General features: G+C 68.6%; 17 protein-coding genes. All 17 read left to right on the top strand.

The features are described 5' to 3' along the window. The first annotated feature begins 116 nt into the window (after positions 1-116). The 17 genes from Psi02_RS11735 (at position 117) to Psi02_RS11655 (ending at position 17,271) form a co-directional block, all read left to right on the top strand. The gene (locus tag Psi02_RS11735; RefSeq protein ID WP_203973478.1) at positions 117-1,547 is read left to right on the top strand and encodes an asparagine synthetase B family protein; all 1,431 of its coding nucleotides are present in this window, start codon (positions 117-119) and stop codon (positions 1,545-1,547) included. Between the two features lie 540 nt (positions 1,548-2,087). Beyond that, a complete protein-coding gene (gene thrC, locus Psi02_RS11730; protein ID WP_203973477.1) occupies positions 2,088-3,146 on the top strand; it encodes a threonine synthase in 1,059 nt (352 codons plus the stop codon). A gap of 154 nt (positions 3,147-3,300) precedes the next feature. Then, the gene (gene thrB / locus Psi02_RS11725) at positions 3,301-4,260 is read left to right on the top strand and encodes a homoserine kinase (protein WP_203973476.1); all 960 of its coding nucleotides are present in this window, start codon (positions 3,301-3,303) and stop codon (positions 4,258-4,260) included. A gap of 413 nt (positions 4,261-4,673) precedes the next feature. Next, positions 4,674-6,707 carry a transcription termination factor Rho gene (rho, locus tag Psi02_RS11720; RefSeq protein WP_203973475.1) on the top strand — a complete coding sequence of 678 codons (2,034 nt, stop codon included), beginning with the start codon at positions 4,674-4,676 and terminating at the stop codon, positions 6,705-6,707. Positions 6,708-6,927: 220 nt separating this feature from the next. Then, positions 6,928-7,146 carry a 50S ribosomal protein L31 gene (gene rpmE, locus Psi02_RS11715; protein WP_203954945.1) on the top strand — a complete coding sequence of 73 codons (219 nt, stop codon included), beginning with the start codon at positions 6,928-6,930 and terminating at the stop codon, positions 7,144-7,146. 103 nt (positions 7,147-7,249) lie between these two features. Further along, complete coding sequence (gene prfA, locus Psi02_RS11710; protein ID WP_203973474.1) at positions 7,250-8,299, top strand: peptide chain release factor 1; 1,050 nt, start codon at positions 7,250-7,252, stop codon at positions 8,297-8,299. Between the two features lie 47 nt (positions 8,300-8,346). Next, entirely contained in the window at positions 8,347-9,201 is an 855-nt protein-coding gene (prmC, locus tag Psi02_RS11705; protein ID WP_203973473.1) for a peptide chain release factor N(5)-glutamine methyltransferase, read from the top strand. An 89-nt stretch (positions 9,202-9,290) separates the two neighbouring features. Continuing rightward, complete coding sequence (locus Psi02_RS11700) at positions 9,291-9,938, top strand: L-threonylcarbamoyladenylate synthase (protein WP_203973472.1); 648 nt, start codon at positions 9,291-9,293, stop codon at positions 9,936-9,938. 145 nt (positions 9,939-10,083) lie between these two features. Beyond that, positions 10,084-11,415 carry a hypothetical protein gene (locus Psi02_RS11695; RefSeq protein WP_203973471.1) on the top strand — a complete coding sequence of 444 codons (1,332 nt, stop codon included), beginning with the start codon at positions 10,084-10,086 and terminating at the stop codon, positions 11,413-11,415. 37 nt (positions 11,416-11,452) lie between these two features. Further along, positions 11,453-11,839 carry a hypothetical protein gene (locus tag Psi02_RS11690; RefSeq protein ID WP_239094804.1) on the top strand — a complete coding sequence of 129 codons (387 nt, stop codon included), beginning with the start codon at positions 11,453-11,455 and terminating at the stop codon, positions 11,837-11,839. Between the two features lie 106 nt (positions 11,840-11,945). Continuing rightward, positions 11,946-13,214 (top strand): serine hydroxymethyltransferase, encoded by a 1,269-nt coding sequence (glyA, locus tag Psi02_RS11685; RefSeq protein ID WP_203973469.1) that lies wholly within the window; start codon positions 11,946-11,948, stop codon positions 13,212-13,214. A gap of 57 nt (positions 13,215-13,271) precedes the next feature. After that, complete coding sequence (locus tag Psi02_RS11680) at positions 13,272-14,654, top strand: glycosyltransferase family 4 protein (protein ID WP_203973468.1); 1,383 nt, start codon at positions 13,272-13,274, stop codon at positions 14,652-14,654. 116 nt (positions 14,655-14,770) lie between these two features. Beyond that, complete coding sequence (locus Psi02_RS11675; protein WP_203973467.1) at positions 14,771-15,193, top strand: Cg1360 family ATP-synthase-associated protein; 423 nt, start codon at positions 14,771-14,773, stop codon at positions 15,191-15,193. Positions 15,194-15,256: 63 nt separating this feature from the next. Next, positions 15,257-15,472 (top strand): hypothetical protein, encoded by a 216-nt coding sequence (locus tag Psi02_RS11670; protein ID WP_203973466.1) that lies wholly within the window; start codon positions 15,257-15,259, stop codon positions 15,470-15,472. A 135-nt stretch (positions 15,473-15,607) separates the two neighbouring features. After that, complete coding sequence (atpB, locus tag Psi02_RS11665; RefSeq protein WP_203973465.1) at positions 15,608-16,396, top strand: F0F1 ATP synthase subunit A; 789 nt, start codon at positions 15,608-15,610, stop codon at positions 16,394-16,396. A gap of 67 nt (positions 16,397-16,463) precedes the next feature. After that, positions 16,464-16,694, top strand: a complete 231-nt coding sequence (gene atpE, locus Psi02_RS11660) for an ATP synthase F0 subunit C (RefSeq protein ID WP_203973464.1) — start codon at positions 16,464-16,466, stop codon at positions 16,692-16,694. Between the two features lie 28 nt (positions 16,695-16,722). Further along, complete coding sequence (locus tag Psi02_RS11655) at positions 16,723-17,271, top strand: F0F1 ATP synthase subunit B (protein ID WP_373317623.1); 549 nt, start codon at positions 16,723-16,725, stop codon at positions 17,269-17,271. Position 17,272 lies beyond the last annotated feature (1 nt).

Genomic DNA, 17,272 nt, shown 5'->3' with positions numbered 1-17,272 from the left:
ACCCGGTCGTCAGCGATCCGACGGTGAAATCGCCCCGCATGAACGCCGCCCGATATGCCGTGAATTATCGGCGTCTGATGTCTTACGGACTCCGCTACTCCGCCACAATATGAACCATGTCGCACGCCTTTCGCCACGGGTATGTCGCCGCCGACCATGCGATCGAGTTGCGGGACCTGCCCGGGTGGCGGTCCGGGCGGGTGGGGCGCTTCACCGTCCATCGTCATCCCGTCACTCGCTGGGTCACCGCCGCCAACGGGAGCGCCGAGGTCGCGATCCTCGGTGACGCCGTCGACATCGACGCCGGCACCGCCGACTCCGCCGAGATCGCCCAGTCGGTCCTGTCGGCTCTGACGTCGGGTGTGGACCGCGCGGTCCGCTATGTGGCCTACCTGGGTGGGCGGGCGACGGTCCTGCTCTACCGTGACGGCGAGCTGGTCGTGGTGCCCGACTACGCCGCGACCCAGCCCGTCTTCTGGCACCACGACGCGAGCGGCACCGTGTTCTCCAGCCATGCGCATCTGGCGGGAGAGGTGGTCGGCGCGCCCGTCAACGAGCCCTACCGGGCGCTGATGAGGCAAGCCAATGAGATGAAGACCAAGGGCACGATCTACTGGCCCGGCATCGAGACGCCCTTCATCGGAGTGCTGCCCGTGCTGCCCAACCACGTGTTGCGTGTCCGGGCCGGGCAGACGCCTCGGCACGAGCGGTTCTACCCCTTCCCCGACACGACTCTCGAGCGTGACCCCGATCGTGCGTTCAAGGTTTTCAGCGAGGTCTTCAGCGAGCACGTGCGGTTGTTGTGCACGCTCTCCCGGCACATCGGGTTGTCCTTGACCGGTGGCAGAGACTCCCGGACCACCCTTGCGGCTGCCTGGCCCCACCTCTCGCCGGCTTTCGCGCGGACCTGGACGTACCTGAACGTCCCGGCCCCGACGAAGGTGATGGCGGACGACGCCGAGGCGGCCGCGCGCGTCGCCCGCGAGTATGGCTTGAGCCACCACCTCATCGACCTGCACGACAAGGCGCCAGAGGATTTCGCGCCCATGCCGGCGTTCGAGAAGGATTACTTCCGCACGATGCGTTACACGCCCCAGTTCCGGCGGCTGGCGGTTGCCTATGCCGAGCAACTCCCGCCTGCGACCATCCAGCTGAAGTCGATGGTCGCCGAAGCGGGGACCGGGTTCTACAAGAAGCGCAGCGGTGTGCCCGATGTAGGCCGGCTGACGTATCTTTACTCGCCCACACCCTTCGGGGAGCTTCCCCTGGTTCACAGCGCGTTCGAGCGGTTCAGCGCCTACTCGGGCCTCAGCGTGGACGCCGCCGGTGAGCTGGACTGGCACGATCTGTACTACATCGAGTGCCGAATGATCAAGTGGGGGTCCCTGCGTATGCAGGAGTGCGACCTGTCCCACCGCACCCTCATGCCCTTCAACTCGCGCGGCGTCATCGAGGCGCTCCTCGGGCCCGACCTCGAGCACCGCGGCGACAAGCAGGCACTGACGAGGTTCATCGCGGAGCGAGGCCGCGAGCAGAACCGGGCGTGATCGCAGCGTCCCCATCCTCCCGGTGAAGGTGGGGACGCACAGGTCCCCGATCAGGATCGTCCCGTGTGATCCCGGCCTTTCCTGACGCCGAGGTTCGCATTCTGCACGCACCCACGAGTTCTGGCTCGACTCGTTTCCGACGTGGTCGATACGGCGTGTCCGCAGGCAGGCCTCGGTGCCCCGGCCGGCGGCGATGCCCTCCCGAGCCCTCAAGACCACGGCCGATGTCGAGGACAGGCGTCTCCCATGATCGGCCAAGGATCGGATGGAGTGGGCGTGCGCATCGCAATCCGCCTTTGACCAGGTTGGGTGCCAACTTTGAGCGAGCGACCGCCCATGAGCCGTGAATCTCGGGCTCATCCGGGCAAGGCGGCAGTACACCAGGAGGTCGTCGGTGACCATCGATCGCGCGCGTCCGGCCGGGGACGCTCGATCTGTCCAGTAATTGGACAATGTTTCCCACATGGCGAGCGGGAGGCCGTAGACTCGGTGGCCAATACCCCAGGTTGCACGCGTACGCAGCGCGTGGAGGGAGTAATCATGTCCAGGGCTTGGCGTGGCCTCATCGAGGAGTACCGTGACCGGCTTCCCGTGTCCGCGACGACGCCGGTGGTCACCCTCTTCGAGGGCGGAACGCCTCTCGTGCCGGCCCGGCGCGTCTCCCAGATGACCGGATGCGACGTCCATCTCAAGGTCGAGGGCCTCAACCCGACAGGGAGCTTCAAGGACCGCGGCATGACCGTGGCGATCAGCAAGGCACTCGAGGAAGGCGCCAAGGCGGTCATCTGCGCCTCCACGGGCAACACCAGCGCCTCCGCGGCCGCGTATGCCGTACGGGCCGGGCTGACCTGCGCGGTCCTCGTGCCGCGCGGAAAGATCGCGATGGGCAAGCTGGCCCAGGCGCTGGTCCACGGCGCCCGGCTGCTCCAGGTGGAGGGCTCGTTCGACGACTGCCTGGAGATGACCAGGAAGCTGGCGGAGAACTACCCGATCGCCCTGGTGAACTCGGTCAACCCGCACCGGCTCCAGGGTCAGAAGACCGCCGCCTTCGAGATCGTGGACCAACTCGGCGACGCGCCCGACGTCCACTGCATCCCCGTCGGCAACGCGGGCAACATCTCGGCCTACTGGATGGGCTACAAGGAGTACGCCGAGGAGGGCATCGCCACGAGGCGGCCCAGAATGCTGGGATTCCAGGCCAGCGGGGCGGCGCCCCTGGTCAGCGGCGCCCCCGTCACCCATCCGCATACGATCGCCACCGCCATCAGGATCGGCAACCCGGCGTCGTGGCGCCTGGCCGAGGCCGCCCGCGACGAGTCGGGCGGGGCCATCCAGGCCGTCACCGACCGCCAGATCGCCGCGGCGTACAAGCTGCTGGCCCAGGAGGAGGGCGTGTTCGTGGAGCTCGCCTCGGCCGCGAGCGTGGCAGGCCTGCTGCAGGCGCATGAGCAGGGGATGCTCGTGCCCGGGCAGCGCGTGGTGTGCACGGTGACCGGCAACGGCCTGAAGGACCCCGACTGGGCGATCTCCGGTGCTCCGACGCCGGTGACGATCCCCGTCGACGCCTTCGCGGCCGCCTCCGCCCTCGAACTGGCCTGACGCGCCCGTCATCCCGCGTGGTCACGCACAGGTCCTCGCATCGGCCCGCCGGCGCCGCGGGGAATCCTCGTCGTGATCATGCGCGGGTTCGTGAAATGTCAGTCCGGCCAGCCAAGATACTGCTCGTGATCATGCACATCGGCTCAGGTGATGAATGACAACAGCCAACGATCGTCCCCGCGTCGTCGTGCGGGTCCCGGCGACCAGCGCCAACCTCGGTCCCGGCTTCGACAGCCTCGGTCTCGCGCTCGACCTGCACGACGAGGTGGAGGCCACGTTGCTCGCCGACGAGGGCGTACGCGTCCACGTCGAGGGTGAGGGCGCCGGCGAACTCGACCAGGGCGAAGGTCACCTGATCGTCAGGACCATGCGTGCCGCGTTCGACCGCATGGGCGCCGCGCAGCCGGCGGGCATCGGACTCCGTTGCCTCAACCGCATCCCGCACGCCCGCGGCCTCGGGTCCTCCTCGGCCGCGATCTGCGCGGGCATCCTCGCGGCCCGGGCCCTGGCCGGTACGGCAGGCCCGCGAGACGAGTGGGCGGCGGGCGCCGGCGATCTGACGGACGCCGACGTCTTCGCGCTGGCCACGGAGCTCGAGGGGCATCCGGACAACGTCGCCCCGTGTCTGGCGGGTGGGCTGACGATCGCGTGGTCGGAGCTGTCCGGACCTGCGCGTATGGTCAAACTGGAACCGCACGAGGATGTGCGGCCGGTCGTGCTCGTCCCCGCGTTCCGTCTGTCGACGGAGGAGGCGCGGGGCCTGCTTCCGAAGGACGTCCCGCACTCCGATGCGGCGGCGAACGCGGGACGGGCGGCGCTGCTCGTGGCGGCGCTCACCCAGAGACCGGAATCCGGCCTGCTCATGGCGGCCACCGAGGACCGGCTCCACCAGGACTACCGTGCTCCCGCGATGCCGCGGACCGCGGCTCTGGTGCGGCGGCTTCGAGCGGCGGGCGTGCCCGCCGTGGTCTCGGGGGCGGGCCCCACCATCCTCGTGTTTTCGACACGGGATACGCAGGATTTGATCGCACCAGAAGTGGGTACGGAGTGGCTAATCCAGCCAATGAACATCGACACGGTTGGTGCGGGCGTTCTGTTTCCCGAGACACGCTGATGCCTCTTCGACCTTCAGGGAATAGCTGTGCGCGCTGGTGATGTTAGGCTGATAGCCGCACCAGGTGCCCCCGTGTTGGGTGCGTGCTTGTCATTCGCACATCGCTGCACTTCGCCTCGCGTCCTTCGACGTGGGCAGGGCGATTTCCCTGAAACCGTTACCTCCAGTCGGCACACCTCCGGGTGGCATGACCAGAGGCGGGGTTCTCGGAGACATGCGAGTTCGTACCACCAAGACACCTGGTCGGTGGCGACAATCCGGGGGCTGATCCCCGGGCACCTACCGCTCGCGAGTCCCGAGGGTCATGGACACATGAGATTCGCGAATTCCGACCCGGTCTGTCCCGCCGGGTCGCACCACCGGGACGCATGGACGCAAAAGTCTGGCGCCCGACCCCTGGGAAGGACCTTTAGTTGAGCGACACCACCGAACTCCTCTCCGACGGCAAGACCGCCGGCGACACCCCCAATTCCGCTCCGGCCCGACAGCGCCGTCGCTCCGGCACCGGCCTGGCCGGCATGGTGCTTCCCGAACTGCAGGCCATGGCCAGCGGCCTCGGGATCAGCGGGACCGGCCGGATGCGCAAGAGCCAGCTCATCGCGGCCATCCAGGAGAAGCAGGGCGGATCGGGGGACACCTCCGCTGAGCCGAAGGCGCCGGTGGAGACCGCCGTCGTCGCCGAGCGCCCCACTCGCGGTCGTCGGGAACGTTCCCGCTCCGCCGCGCCCGCCGCTGAGCCCGTCGCGGCCCCGGCCGGCGACCTCGTGGCCGCCGCGCCCGCCGTCGTGACCCGTGAGGACCGTGTTTCGGTGGAGCGCGTGGACAGCGCTCCGACGTCCACGGCCGTCGTCGCTCCGGCCGAGACCCTGAACAACGCATCCGGTTCCGCTGCCGACCCGCAGGCCGACGCCGCCCAGGGCGAGGGCCGCGAGGCTCGTGGTGAGCGGGGCGACCGCCGTGAGCGGCGCAACCGCGACCGCGGGGAGCGGGGCGACCGCAGGGGCGACCGTGACGGCCGTGCCGACCAGCGCGTCGCCGCTGACGCGGGCGAGGGCCAGAGCCGTGGCCGTGACCAGCAGGGCCGCAACGACCTGCCCGGCCGTGACCAGCAGGGTCGCGGAGAGCGCGGCGACCAGCAGAGCCGCGGTGACCGCGGTGATCGCGGGAACCGTGGCGACCAGCAGGATCGCGGTGGAGACAGGGGCGACCAGCAGGGTGACGACCCCCGTGGCCGCCGCGGCCGGTTCCGCGAGCGCAACCGTCGCGGGCGCGACCGTTTCGACAGCAACGAACCCGTGCTCAGCGAGGACGACGTCCTCATCCCGATCGCCGGAATCCTCGACATCCTGGACAACTACGCGTTCGTCCGGACGAGCGGCTACCTGCCGGGCTCCAACGACGTCTACGTCTCGCTCGCCCAGATCCGCCGCAACGGCCTGCGCAAGGGCGACGTCGTCACCGGCGCGGTCCGCCAGCCGCGCGACGGCGAGCGCCGCGAGAAGTTCAACGCGCTGGTCCGGCTCGACACGGTCAACGGCATGGAGCCGGAGCAGGCGCGTCAGCGGCCCGACTTCAACAAGCTGACGCCGCTCTACCCGCAGGACCGCCTGCGTCTGGAGACCGAGCCGAACATCCTGACCACGCGGATCATCGACCTGGTGTCGCCGATCGGCAAGGGCCAGCGTGGTCTGATCGTCTCCCCGCCGAAGGCGGGCAAGACGATGGTGCTGCAGACGATCGCCAACGCGATCATGCACAACAACCCCGAGTGCCACCTGATGGTCGTCCTGGTCGACGAGCGTCCGGAAGAGGTCACCGACATGCAGCGGTCGGTCAAGGGCGAGGTCATCCACTCGACCTTCGACCGTCCGGCCGAGGACCACACCACCGTCGCCGAGCTCGCCATCGAGCGCGCCAAGCGTCTGGTGGAGCTCGGTCACGACGTGGTCGTCCTGCTCGACTCGATCACCCGCCTGGGCCGCGCCTACAACCTCGCGGCGCCCGCGAGCGGCCGAATCCTGTCCGGTGGTGTCGACTCCACGGCGCTCTACCCGCCGAAGCGCTTCTTCGGCGCCGCCCGCAACATCGAGAACGGCGGCTCGCTGACGATCCTCGCCACGGCCCTCGTCGAGACCGGGTCCAAGATGGACGAGGTCATCTTCGAGGAGTTCAAGGGCACCGGCAACATGGAGCTCAAGCTCAACCGGTCCCTCGCCGACAAGCGGATCTTCCCCGCGGTGGACGTCGACGCGTCCAGCACCCGTAAGGAAGAGATCCTCATGGGCAGGGACGAGCTGGCGATCGTCTGGAAGCTGCGGCGCGTGCTGCACGCCCTGGACATGCAGCAGGCTCTGGAACTCCTTCTCGAGAAGATGAAGGAGACCAAGTCGAACGCCGAGTTCCTGCTCCAGGTCCAGAAGACCACGGTCAGCAACGACCGCGACTAGTTCTCACATGATCGACGCCCTGGGCGGTCCGCCGCCCGGGGCGTCGTCACGTACGGCGTGCGAGGAATAGCCGATGGCCTGGGAAGGTTGCAGGATCTGGCACACTGGAACCCGAACCGCAGCGGTACCGGTTCCCGCCGCGCGCATATGAGTGTGCCGATGCGCGCAAGCCGTCCAGGCAAAGCGACCCGGCGACCGCACTGAGCGTTAGGAAACAGACATGAAGCCCGACATCCACCCGGAGTACGTGGTCACCACCGTGACCTGCGCCTGCGGGAGCTCCTTCACCACGCGCAGCACCGCGACGAGCGGCGTGATCCACGCTGACGTCTGCTCGGCCTGCCACCCGTTCTACACGGGCAAGCAGAAGATCCTCGACACCGGTGGCCGGGTGGCGCGCTTCGAGGCGCGCTTCGGGAAGAAGGCCCAGAGCAAGTAGCTCTTTCAGGACGCCGGTTCGGGCGCGCTCGGTCGATCAAGAGCGCGCCGGAGCCGGCGTCCTTGGCGATTACGGGCGAATTCCTGAGTTGAAGGAGTGTGCGGTGAACCTCGATGAGATCATCAGTGAGTACGCGGACCTTGAGCAGCGGCTCGCCGATCCCGCCGTGCACGCCGACCAGGCGAAGGCCAGGACGTACGGGAAGCGCTACGCGGTCCTGACGCCCATCGTCGGGACCTACCGCGAGCTGGAGAGCGTCCGGGAGGACCTGTCCGCGGCCCGGGAACTGGCGGCGGAGGATCAGGCCTTCGCGGAGGAGGCGGCCGAGCTCGAGAGCCGCATCCCGGCTCTGGAGGAGAGGCTGACGCACCTGCTCGTCCCGCGTGACCCCAACGATGACAAGGACATCATCATGGAGATCAAGGCGGGTGAGGGCGGGCAGGAGTCCGCGCTGTTCGCCGGGGACCTCCTGCGGATGTACCTGAGGTTCGCGGAACGGGTCGGCTACAAGACCGAGGTCATCGACGCGCAGCACTCGGACCTGGGCGGCTACAAGGACGTCACGGTCGCGATCAAGGGCAAGGAGGGCGTCTGGTCCCGGCTCAAGTTCGAGGGCGGCGTCCATCGTGTCCAGCGGGTGCCGGTGACCGAGTCGCAGGGCCGCATCCACACGTCGGCGGCCGGGGTGCTCGTCTATCCCGAGGCCGAGGACGTCGACGTCCAGATCGATGCGAACGACCTGCGCATCGACGTCTTCAGGTCCAGCGGTCCCGGCGGTCAGAGCGTCAACACGACCGACTCGGCGGTCCGGATCACCCATCTCCCGACCGGCGTGGTCGTCTCCTGCCAGAACGAGAAGAGCCAGCTCCAGAACAAGGAGTCGGCGCTGCGCATCCTGCGTGCGCGGCTGCTCGCGATCGCCCAGGAGGAGGCCGAGGCCGCCGCCATGGCGGAGCGCAAGTCGCAGATCCGCACGGTCGACCGTTCCGAGCGGATCAGGACCTACAACTATCCGGAGAACCGCATCTCCGATCATCGCGTGGGCTTCAAGGCCTACAACCTCGACCAAGTCCTGGACGGCGATCTCGATGCGGTGATACAGGCATTGCTGGACGCTGAACTGTCGGAGAAGCTCGCTGCTCATTCGTCGTAGAGGCGTCTCGTTCCCAGACCGCCCGTGAGCCCATGCCGTAAGAGACCATGACCTTCCTGTTCGACGAGATCGCCCACGCCACCGCCCGGCTCGCTGAGGCGGGCGTTCCGTCACCGCGCACGGACGCCGAGGAAATTGCGGCTTTTGTCCATGGTGTGTCGCGTGGAACGCTGCACACGGTCAAGGACGCCGACTTCGACGCACTCTTCTGGGAGGGCATCGCCCGAAGGGAGGCCCGCGAGCCGCTCCAGCACATCACCGGCCGCGCCTACTTCCGCTACCTGTCGCTCGAGGTCGGTCCAGGGGTCTTCGTGCCCCGGCCGGAGACCGAGGTCGTGGCGGGCTGGGCCATCGACCGCCTGCGGGAGATGGACGTCACCTCGCCGGTCGTCGTGGATCTCGGCACCGGTTCGGGGGCGATCGCGCTGTCGATAGCCCAGGAGGTCGCGCTCGCACAGGTGCACGCCGTCGAGATCGACCCGGTGGCGTACGGCTGGGCCAAGCGGAACATCCTCGAGCACGGCCAGGGCCGGACCTCGCTCCACCCGGAGGACCTCGCCGACTGCCTGCCGGAACTCAACGGGCGCGTCGACCTGGTGATCTCCAATCCGCCGTACATCCCGCCGGGCGCGATCCCGCGTGATCCTGAAGTGCGCGACTACGACCCGTCCCGCGCCCTCTACGGCTCCGGGGACGACGGCCTCGACGAGGTCAGGGCGGTGGAGCGGACGGCCCGGCGGCTCCTGCGGCCCGGCGGATTCGTCGCGGTCGAGCACGCGGACGAGCAGGGGAACTCGGTGTACTGGCTGTTCCCCGAGGAGAAGGGCTGGCGTGACGTGCGGCTCCGCCAGGACCTGACCGGCCGCGACCGCTTCGTCACCGCCCGCCTGAACCAGGACTGACCTCTCCGGACCGCCGGGAACGGGCCTCCCGGCTGCCTCACGCGTGATCGCGGGGAGGAGTGGGGTGGGGCACGTGGCAGGATAAGCATGTGAGTCGACGGTATGACTGTGCCAATCAGGGTGAACGGGCCTCGGGGCTTATCGACGCCGCCTCGGTCGTACGGCGGGGCGAACTGGTGGTCATCCCCACCGACACCGTCTACGGCATCGGCGCGGACGCCTTCACCCACTCCGCCGTAACCGCACTCCTCGAGGCCAAGGGGCGCGGCAGGGACATGCCCGTTCCCGTGCTCGTCGGCACGGTCCGGGCCGCCAACGCCCTGGTCGAGAGCCTCGGCACGTACGGGCAGGACCTCGCCGACGCCTTCTGGCCCGGCCCCCTGACACTCATCCTGCGCGCCAACCGGTCGTTGTCGTGGGATCTCGGCGACACGAGGGGGACGGTCGCCGTCCGCATGCCGCTGCACCCCGTGGCCCTCGATCTCCTCAAGGAGACGGGTCCGATGGCGGTCTCCAGCGCGAACCGGTCGGGCGCCGCACCGGCGACCACCGCCGCCGACGCCGAGGAGCAACTGGGAGACTCGGTCTCCGTGTACCTCGACGGCGGCCCGTGCTCCGACAACGTGCCGTCCACGATCCTCGACCTCACCACCGCCGTGCCGCGGATCCTCCGCAAGGGCGCGATCCCCGTCGACAAGCTCCGCGGAGTCGTCGGGTACCTCGCCACGGAGGACTGAGCCCTCCAGTTCGTACGGCCATGTGGTCCCTGCGACGTGCGGGGCGAATCATGCCGTCTGGCTATCGGCGGGGTTGTGACGCGGCCTTCCGGGCTACCGTGAGGTGCGCCGATATCTCTGCCGGTAACTCTGCGGAGGCATGCCCATGGCCAAGCTCGATGGGATGGATCCGAAGCTCGTCCGCGAGATGCTGGCAGATCTCCAGCGGGCCGCGAAGCGACTGGACACCCTCGACGCGCGGATCGCGCAGCTGACCCGGGGAGCCGGCGTCGCGGTCCAGGCGACGCACCACCCGGCGGAGGTCGCCGACGCGTGCCGGGGGATGGTGAAAGACGTCACCGACCGCCTGGCCCTCCTCGAAAAGCAGGAGAAGCAGCGGCGGCAGGTCGGGCATGAGGCCCTGGTGGCGATCATCTCGTCGACCGCTCCGAAGAGGGCCGTCACCGATGACGGCCCTCGTGAGACGGGGAAGGGCGCAGGGCCCAAGCGTGAGCCGGTCACGCGTCCCCCCGAGAAGCCCGAGAAGCCCGAGAAGCGCGAGCCCGTCAGGCCGAGGTCCAAGCACGATCCCACGAAGCTGGGCCCCATCCCGGGTGACGGCGTGCACGGCGGATCCCCGCCCGGAGATTCCAAGCCGGGTGACTCGAAGCCTGGGGACTCGAAGCCAGGGGTCTGCCCGCCCGGCCAATCCGGGTCCGGCGGGCACGACGGCCCTCAGAGCGGATGGACGGGCACGCCGAATGGTCGTGTCTCAGATTCCGGGAAACACCGCCGTAGGCCCTATACAGGCCCGGCCAGGTCCCCTCACGATGACAGGTCCCACGACCTCCGCCCCCAGAGGCCGGGTTCGCCGGATCTGGCGGGAACGCCGGGAAGCCCCGACGCGACCGGCCCCGCCGGCTCCGGCCCCCGGACCGCGACAACACCCGCGGGCATGACGGCCGGACTGGGGCGGGATCCGGCCGCCGCGTTCGACCCGGCGGACGCCACCCGGAATCCCGTCACCGTGCGTGAGCCGTACCTGGTGCTGGGAGCGCCGGTGCCCGATGGCCCGCTCACCGGTCCGGGAGGCCTCGATCAGCGGCCTCCCGTGGAGGCGGGAGTCGATCCCCGTACGGCGTCCGCTGCCGGGACCTGGCAGGGCCTCCCGTTGCCGTCCGCGGTCCAGCCGGTCGACGTGGTCTCCTATCCCACCGGCAGGGCAGGCGACGACATGTTGTGGGTGCTCGTCGATCGCCGCCCCGAGACCGGGCCCATCTCGGTTCCCGGCCTGGCCACGCAGGCGGGGGAGGGGTGGGCGCCCACGGACGCCGATCCGAACGGCCGGTGGATGCCGGTGCAGGCGGAGCCGCACGGGAGGCACACGCGGGCGGAGCCGTACGCCGAGGACGGGCAGGCCGGCCCGTCCGCAACCGGTCGTCACCGCTCCCCGGGGCCGGCGGACGTGCGGGAGCGGCCCTGGGGTGATCTGTCATGAAGGCACGCGAGGGCGAGAGCGCATGGGAGGCACGATCGTGACGTACGTCGACCCGCCCGCACCGGTTCCGATGCAGCCCGGCGAGATGCCGCCGACCCCCTCGGGGACCGACCTGCTCAGCCCCGGCGGCCAGCCGACCGCGTGGGTGTTCAACCCGGAGTACCAGCGGCTCGTGGACCTGTGGCTGCAGGTGGTCCCGCTGATGGACCGGCTGACCGGCGCGCTGGACAAGCCGTACGAGCGGGCCAGGAGCAGGGACGTCTGGGACGCGCCCGTCGCGGAGCGTTACGTCCACGACCTGGCCGAATGGCGCGGCCGGCTGGGGATGTACCGCCAGGCGGTGCTCACCTCGATCAGCGACGAGGCCGCCGACACCCCCCGCTGGGTCCCCGGCGGCGTGGGGGCTCCGCACGCATTCTCCTGATCTCCGTTACCTACAGCTTGGGCAAAGGACCGCTCGTCGAGAACCCGTTCGCGACACGGGGTTTACATTGAGAGGAGTGTCGTCCCCGGTATACGGGCGGATTTCAATGGACAAGTCGGAGCCGTTCTACGGGCCGGATTTCTCCCAGCTGGCGCGGGAGGATCCAGAGGTCGCCCAGGTCCTGCTGGACGAGGTGGCCAGGCTGCGCGGCGGCCTCCAGTTGATCGCCAGTGAGAATCTCGCCTCCGGCGCGGTGATGGCGGCGCTCGGGTCGAGCCTCACCGACAAGTACGCCGAGGGCTATCCAGGCCGCAGGTACTACGGCGGGTGCGAGGTGGTCGACCGGGCGGAAAGCCTGGCCATCGACCGGGCGAAGGCCCTGTTCAAGGCCGACCACGCCAACGTCCAGCCGCACAGCGGCGCCTCGGCGAACCTCGCGGCGTACGCGGCGCTGCTCCAGCCGGGGGACACGGTTCTGGCGATGGCCCTCCAGCACGGCGGCCATCTCACGCACGGCTCCCACGTCAACTTCTCCGGCCGGTGGTTCGACGTCGTCTCCTACGGCGTCCGCCGCGACACGGAACTCATCGACTACGACGAGGTGCGCGAACTCGCGATCCGGCACAGCCCCAAGATGATCATCTGTGGCGCCACGTCGTATCCGCGGTTGATCGACTACTCGATCTTCCGCGGGATCGCCGACGAGATCGGCGCCTGGCTGTTCGTCGACGCGGCCCACACGATCGGTCTGATGGCGGGGGAGGCGATCCCGTCGGCCGTGCCGTACGCGGACGTCGTGTCCTTCACCACGCATAAGACGCTGCGCGGGCCGCGCGGGGGCGGGCTGCTGTGCACGGAGGAGCTGACGCAGCGGATCGACCGCGCGGTGTTCCCCTTCACGCAGGGCGGGCCGCTCATGCATGTGATCGCGGCCAAGGCGGTGGCGTTCGGCGAGGCGCTCAGGCCGGACTTCAAGCGCTACGCGGCCATGACCGTCGAGAACGCGGCCGCGCTGGCCGAAGGGCTGGCGGCCGAGGGGATGCGGCCGGTGTCCGGTGGCACGGACACCCACCTCACCCTCATCGATCTGCGTGACCTGGGGGTGAGCGGCGCCGAGGCCGAGCGTCGCTGCGCCGCCGCCGGGATCACGCTCAACCGCAACGTGATCCCCTACGATCCCGAGCCGCCCACCGTGACCTCCGGCGTCCGGGCCGGCACCCCCTGCGTGACCACGCAGGGGATGGGCGTGGGGGAAATGAAGGAGATCGCGTCCCTCGTCGCCCACGCCGTCCGCGATCCCGGTGCGGTAACGTCGGTGCTCCAACGGGTAAAGGTGCTGACCGCCACGCATCCGGCATATCCCCGTGAAGAATGAGGCGGTCTGTGCTGATTTCTCGTCACATGCGGTTCTCCCATACAGGAAACTAGGTCCGTGCGCGAATATCTCCTCTTGGCGCTCGTGGCGGCATCGGTCACCTTCCTGCTCGTGCCCCCGGTCAGAGCCTTCGCCGTGCGCATCGGCGCGGCTCCCGAAGTGCGGGAACGAGACGTGCACAAGGTGCCCACCCCCCGGCTGGGGGGTCTGGCGATGTTCGGCGGGCTGGGCGCGGGCCTGCTGGTGGCCAACCATCTGCCCTATGTGGGCGACGCGTTCGGCAACGGCCAGACGACCACGGCCCTGTTCCTAGCCGGCGGCCTGATCGTCGTGACCGGCTTTCTGGACGACTGGCTGGGGATGGACTCCCTCGTCAAGCTCGGCGGTCAGATCGGGGCGGGCGGCCTGCTGGTCTACTTCGGGATGTACCTCCCGTGGCTCCCGCTCCCTCAGTTCCTCGGCGGATCCACCGGCCTCGACACCACGCTCCGCACGGTCATCACGATCATGGTCGTGGTCGTCGTGATCAATGCGGTGAACTTCGTCGACGGCCTGGACGGCCTGGCCGCCGGCATCGTGGGCATCGCCGCCATGGCGACGTTCGCCTATTCCGTCGCGCTCTCCCAGACGAGCGGCGGCTCCCGGATCAACATGACGGCCGCGATCGCCGCCATCCTGATCGGGATGTGCCTGGGCTTCCTGCCGCACAACTTCAATCCGGCCAAGATCTTCATGGGCGACACGGGCTCCATGCTGATCGGCCTGCTCCTGGCGACGTCGCTGATCACCATCACGTCTTCGGTCGAGCCGAGCGCGGTCGGGATCAACAGGTTCCCCGTCCTGCTGCCCCTGATCCTGCCGATCGCCGTCATGGTGCTGCCCCTGGCGGACCTCATCCTGGCGGTCGTCCGCCGCACGTCCGCCGGCCGGTCGCCCTTCGCGCCCGATCGCGGCCACCTGCACCACCGGCTGCTCGACATCGGGCACTCGCATCGCCGCAGTGTTCTGATCATGTACGCGTGGACGTTCCTGTTCGCCTTCACCATCGTCGGCCTGTCGATCGGCGGAGTGCCGCTCATCGTGTTCCCGCTCACGATCCTGCTCGCGGTCGGCGTGCTCGTACTGATGGGACTGCCCAGGTGGCGGCGCCAGCGCGAGGAACTCCGCCAGCGCAAGGCGGCGACGCAGATCGTGATCCCCGAACTTCCGGACGTGGCCGAGCACAGGGCGCCGGTCCGGTCCCACCCCTATCCGCAGTCCGACGGCACGGCCCAGATCCCCAATCAGTCCCGAATCTCGCCTCCCGCGGACGTCCTGGTCGCGGGCCGGCCCCAGGTGCCGAACCAGCCCCAGATGCCCGGCCGGTCGCCGGCTCAACACCAGTCGCCTCCCCAGCCGCCTGCCCGCCCGGCAAACGTGACCACTGGCACAGTCTCCTGAAAGGGCAGGTAAAGGCGGCCCCGCGGAGCTTGTGATAGCTTTCACTAACAGGGACGCGCCGCACTGCGTCCCTAGAGGTAGCAATCGCTCGTTTGACAACCGATGATGGAGTTCCGATGCAGGCCAACGACGTGCGCGTGCTCAAGGGCGCCGCCGTGCCGACCCTCGCAGTGGGTCTTCTCGCCGTCGTTCTGGCGGCGGTTCTGACCGGAGTCAAGGGAGCGCTGGGAGCCGGCATCGGCCTTGTCCTGGTCGCGGTCTTCTTCACCCTCGGCCTGGTCGTCGTCTCGTGGGCCGGGCGGGTCTCGCCCGTGGCCATGATGGCCGCGGCCGTCGTGGGATACGTCGTGAAGGTGCTCGCGATCATGGCGATGCTCACCGCCTTCCAGGGGACCACCGCCTTCAACTCCCGAGCGTTCGCTCTGAGCGTCATCGCGTGCACCCTGACGTGGACCGTCGGTGAGATGCGCGGATTCCTGAAGCTGAAGATGTTGTACGTCGAGCCCGACGCCCAGGTTCCCGGCCGGGGCTCGAGATGATCAAGCTTGCGGGTCAGCCCGATATGACTAGTCCCCCCGGCTCCTGCTATCGTCGTGCGCGCGATGAGCGAACAGGAGCGCAGGCCCGAGAGCGACGGCCGCGACTTCGCCGACGCCGCCTGGTCGGTCCCGAGCTATCTGCTGTCGGGGATCCTGGTTTGGGGCGGTCTCGGCTGGTTGCTGGCCAAGTGGTCCGGTGTGCACGCGTTCATCCCCATAGGTGTCATTCTCGGCGCGGTACTCGCGGTCTACCTCGTGTACCTGAAGTACGGCCGCTGAAGGCTGCCGGCTTCCCACGCTCTTCTGTTGATCAATCACGTTGAAGGGAACGCCCGTGCGCGAGCGTAGCGAGCGGACGAACAACCACAGCATGTCTCGGATATCACAGTCCGAGCAGGTAACCGAGGTGGTCACGTGACCCCCTCAATCGTCCTTGCCGAAGACTTCCAGGCGCCGGGGCCGTCGATCTTCGACTTCCCCCCGCTCTACGACGGAGCACCGGCCTGGCTGACCAAGCCGACGGTCTTCGCCGTCGTCGGCGCCCTCCTGGTGGTCGCCTTCGCCTGGAGCGCGTTCGCCAAGCCGCAGCTCGTGCCGCGGGGGATGCAGAACATCGGCGAGAAGGGTTACGAGTTCGTCCGTGACCAGGTCGCCCGGCCGTTCCTCGGCAAGGACGCCGAGCGCTGGATGCCGTTGCTCCTCAGCTTGTTCTTCCTGATCCTGCTGTGGAACTTCTTCGGTGTCGTCCCGCTGATCCAGATCCCGATCGCGTCGCACATCGCCTTCCCCGCGGTGTTCGCGATCGTGATCTATGTGATCAAGGTATACCTCGGCATCAAGCATCAGGGCCTGGGCGGCTATTTCAAGAACATGATGTTCCCGCCGGGACTGCCGAAGCCGATCTACGTGCTGCTGGCGCCGATCGAGTTCATGTCGAACCTGATCATCGCGCCGTTCACGCACGCCGTACGACTCTTCGCGAACATGTTCGCGGGACACCTCATCCTGGCCTTCTTCAGCGCCGTCGGATTCTGGTTCCTCTTCGAGAAGCTCACCCCGCTCGGCGCCGGTCTCGGCGTCCTGGGCGTGGTCATGACCATCGCCATGACCGGCTTCGAGATCTTCATCCAGTTTCTGCAGGCGTTCCTCTTCACGTTGCTCGCCGCGATGTACATCGGCGGCTCGCTGCACTCGGATCACTGAGAACCAACTCTGACGTAGTCCAGACCGGTGAAAGAACTCACCGGCCGACCAGTAAAGGAAAACAGCAATGAGCGTTCTCGCTGAGGTCACCGGCAACATCGGCGCCATCGGTTACGGTCTTGCCGCCATCGGCCCCGGCATCGGCGTGGGCATCATCTTCGGTCAGGGCGTGCAGGCCATCGCGCGCCAGCCCGAGGCGTACGGCCTCATCCGTCAGAACATGCTGCTGGGCTTCGTTCTGACCGAGGCCCTGGCCCTGATCGGCCTCGTCGCCCCCTTCATCTACCCCAAGAGCTGACGTAACACTCTGACGGAAGGCTGCACCCATGACTATGGCAGCTACGCTCCTGGCGGCTGAGGAAGCGCAGAACCCGCTGCTTCCGCATGCCGCGGAGCTGGTCGTCGGCAGCTTCGCCTTCCTCGTCGTCTTCATCGTCGTCGGTAAGATCCTCACCCCGCGCATCCAGAAGACGCTGGCTGAGCGGACCGAGGTGATCGAGGGCGGGATCAAGAAGGCCGAGGACCTTCAGGCCGAAGCTCAGCAGACCCTGGAGCAGTACCGGACCCAGTTGGCGGAGGCCCGCCAGGAGGCGTCCCGGTTGCGGGAAGAGGCGCGCGAGCAGGGCGCCCAGATCAAGGCCGAGCTCCGCGAGGAGGCCCAGGCCGAGGCGCGTCGCCTCGTCGAGGCCGCTCACGCGCAGATCGAGGCCGACAGGCAGCAGGCGGTCGCCCAGCTGCGCGCCGAGATCGGCCGGTTGTCGGTCGAGCTCGCGGGCCGCATCGTCGGTGAGTCGCTGGAGGACGAAGCCCGCCAGCGCCGCACCATCGACCGGTTCCTCGAGGAGATCGAGGCCCGTCCGGAAGCGGTCCGCTGAT

The organism is Planotetraspora silvatica (assembly GCF_016863315.1).
GTDB classification, from domain to species: domain Bacteria; phylum Actinomycetota; class Actinomycetes; order Streptosporangiales; family Streptosporangiaceae; genus Planotetraspora; species Planotetraspora silvatica.
This window is presented reverse-complemented; position numbering and strand designations above follow the sequence as displayed.

Coding starts and splice junctions, on each gene's coding strand:
- Psi02_RS11735 (WP_203973478.1), top strand. CDS start 117: ATGTCGCACGCCTTTCGCCACGGGTATGTCGCCGCCGACCATGCGATC.
- thrC (WP_203973477.1), top strand. CDS start 2,088: ATGTCCAGGGCTTGGCGTGGCCTCATCGAGGAGTACCGTGACCGGCTT.
- thrB (WP_203973476.1), top strand. CDS start 3,301: ATGACAACAGCCAACGATCGTCCCCGCGTCGTCGTGCGGGTCCCGGCG.
- rpmE (WP_203954945.1), top strand. CDS start 6,928: ATGAAGCCCGACATCCACCCGGAGTACGTGGTCACCACCGTGACCTGC.
- prmC (WP_203973473.1), top strand. CDS start 8,347: ATGACCTTCCTGTTCGACGAGATCGCCCACGCCACCGCCCGGCTCGCT.
- Psi02_RS11695 (WP_203973471.1), top strand. CDS start 10,084: ATGGCCAAGCTCGATGGGATGGATCCGAAGCTCGTCCGCGAGATGCTG.
- glyA (WP_203973469.1), top strand. CDS start 11,946: ATGGACAAGTCGGAGCCGTTCTACGGGCCGGATTTCTCCCAGCTGGCG.
- Psi02_RS11675 (WP_203973467.1), top strand. CDS start 14,771: ATGCAGGCCAACGACGTGCGCGTGCTCAAGGGCGCCGCCGTGCCGACC.
- Psi02_RS11670 (WP_203973466.1), top strand. CDS start 15,257: ATGAGCGAACAGGAGCGCAGGCCCGAGAGCGACGGCCGCGACTTCGCC.
- atpE (WP_203973464.1), top strand. CDS start 16,464: ATGAGCGTTCTCGCTGAGGTCACCGGCAACATCGGCGCCATCGGTTAC.
- Psi02_RS11655 (WP_373317623.1), top strand. CDS start 16,723: ATGACTATGGCAGCTACGCTCCTGGCGGCTGAGGAAGCGCAGAACCCG.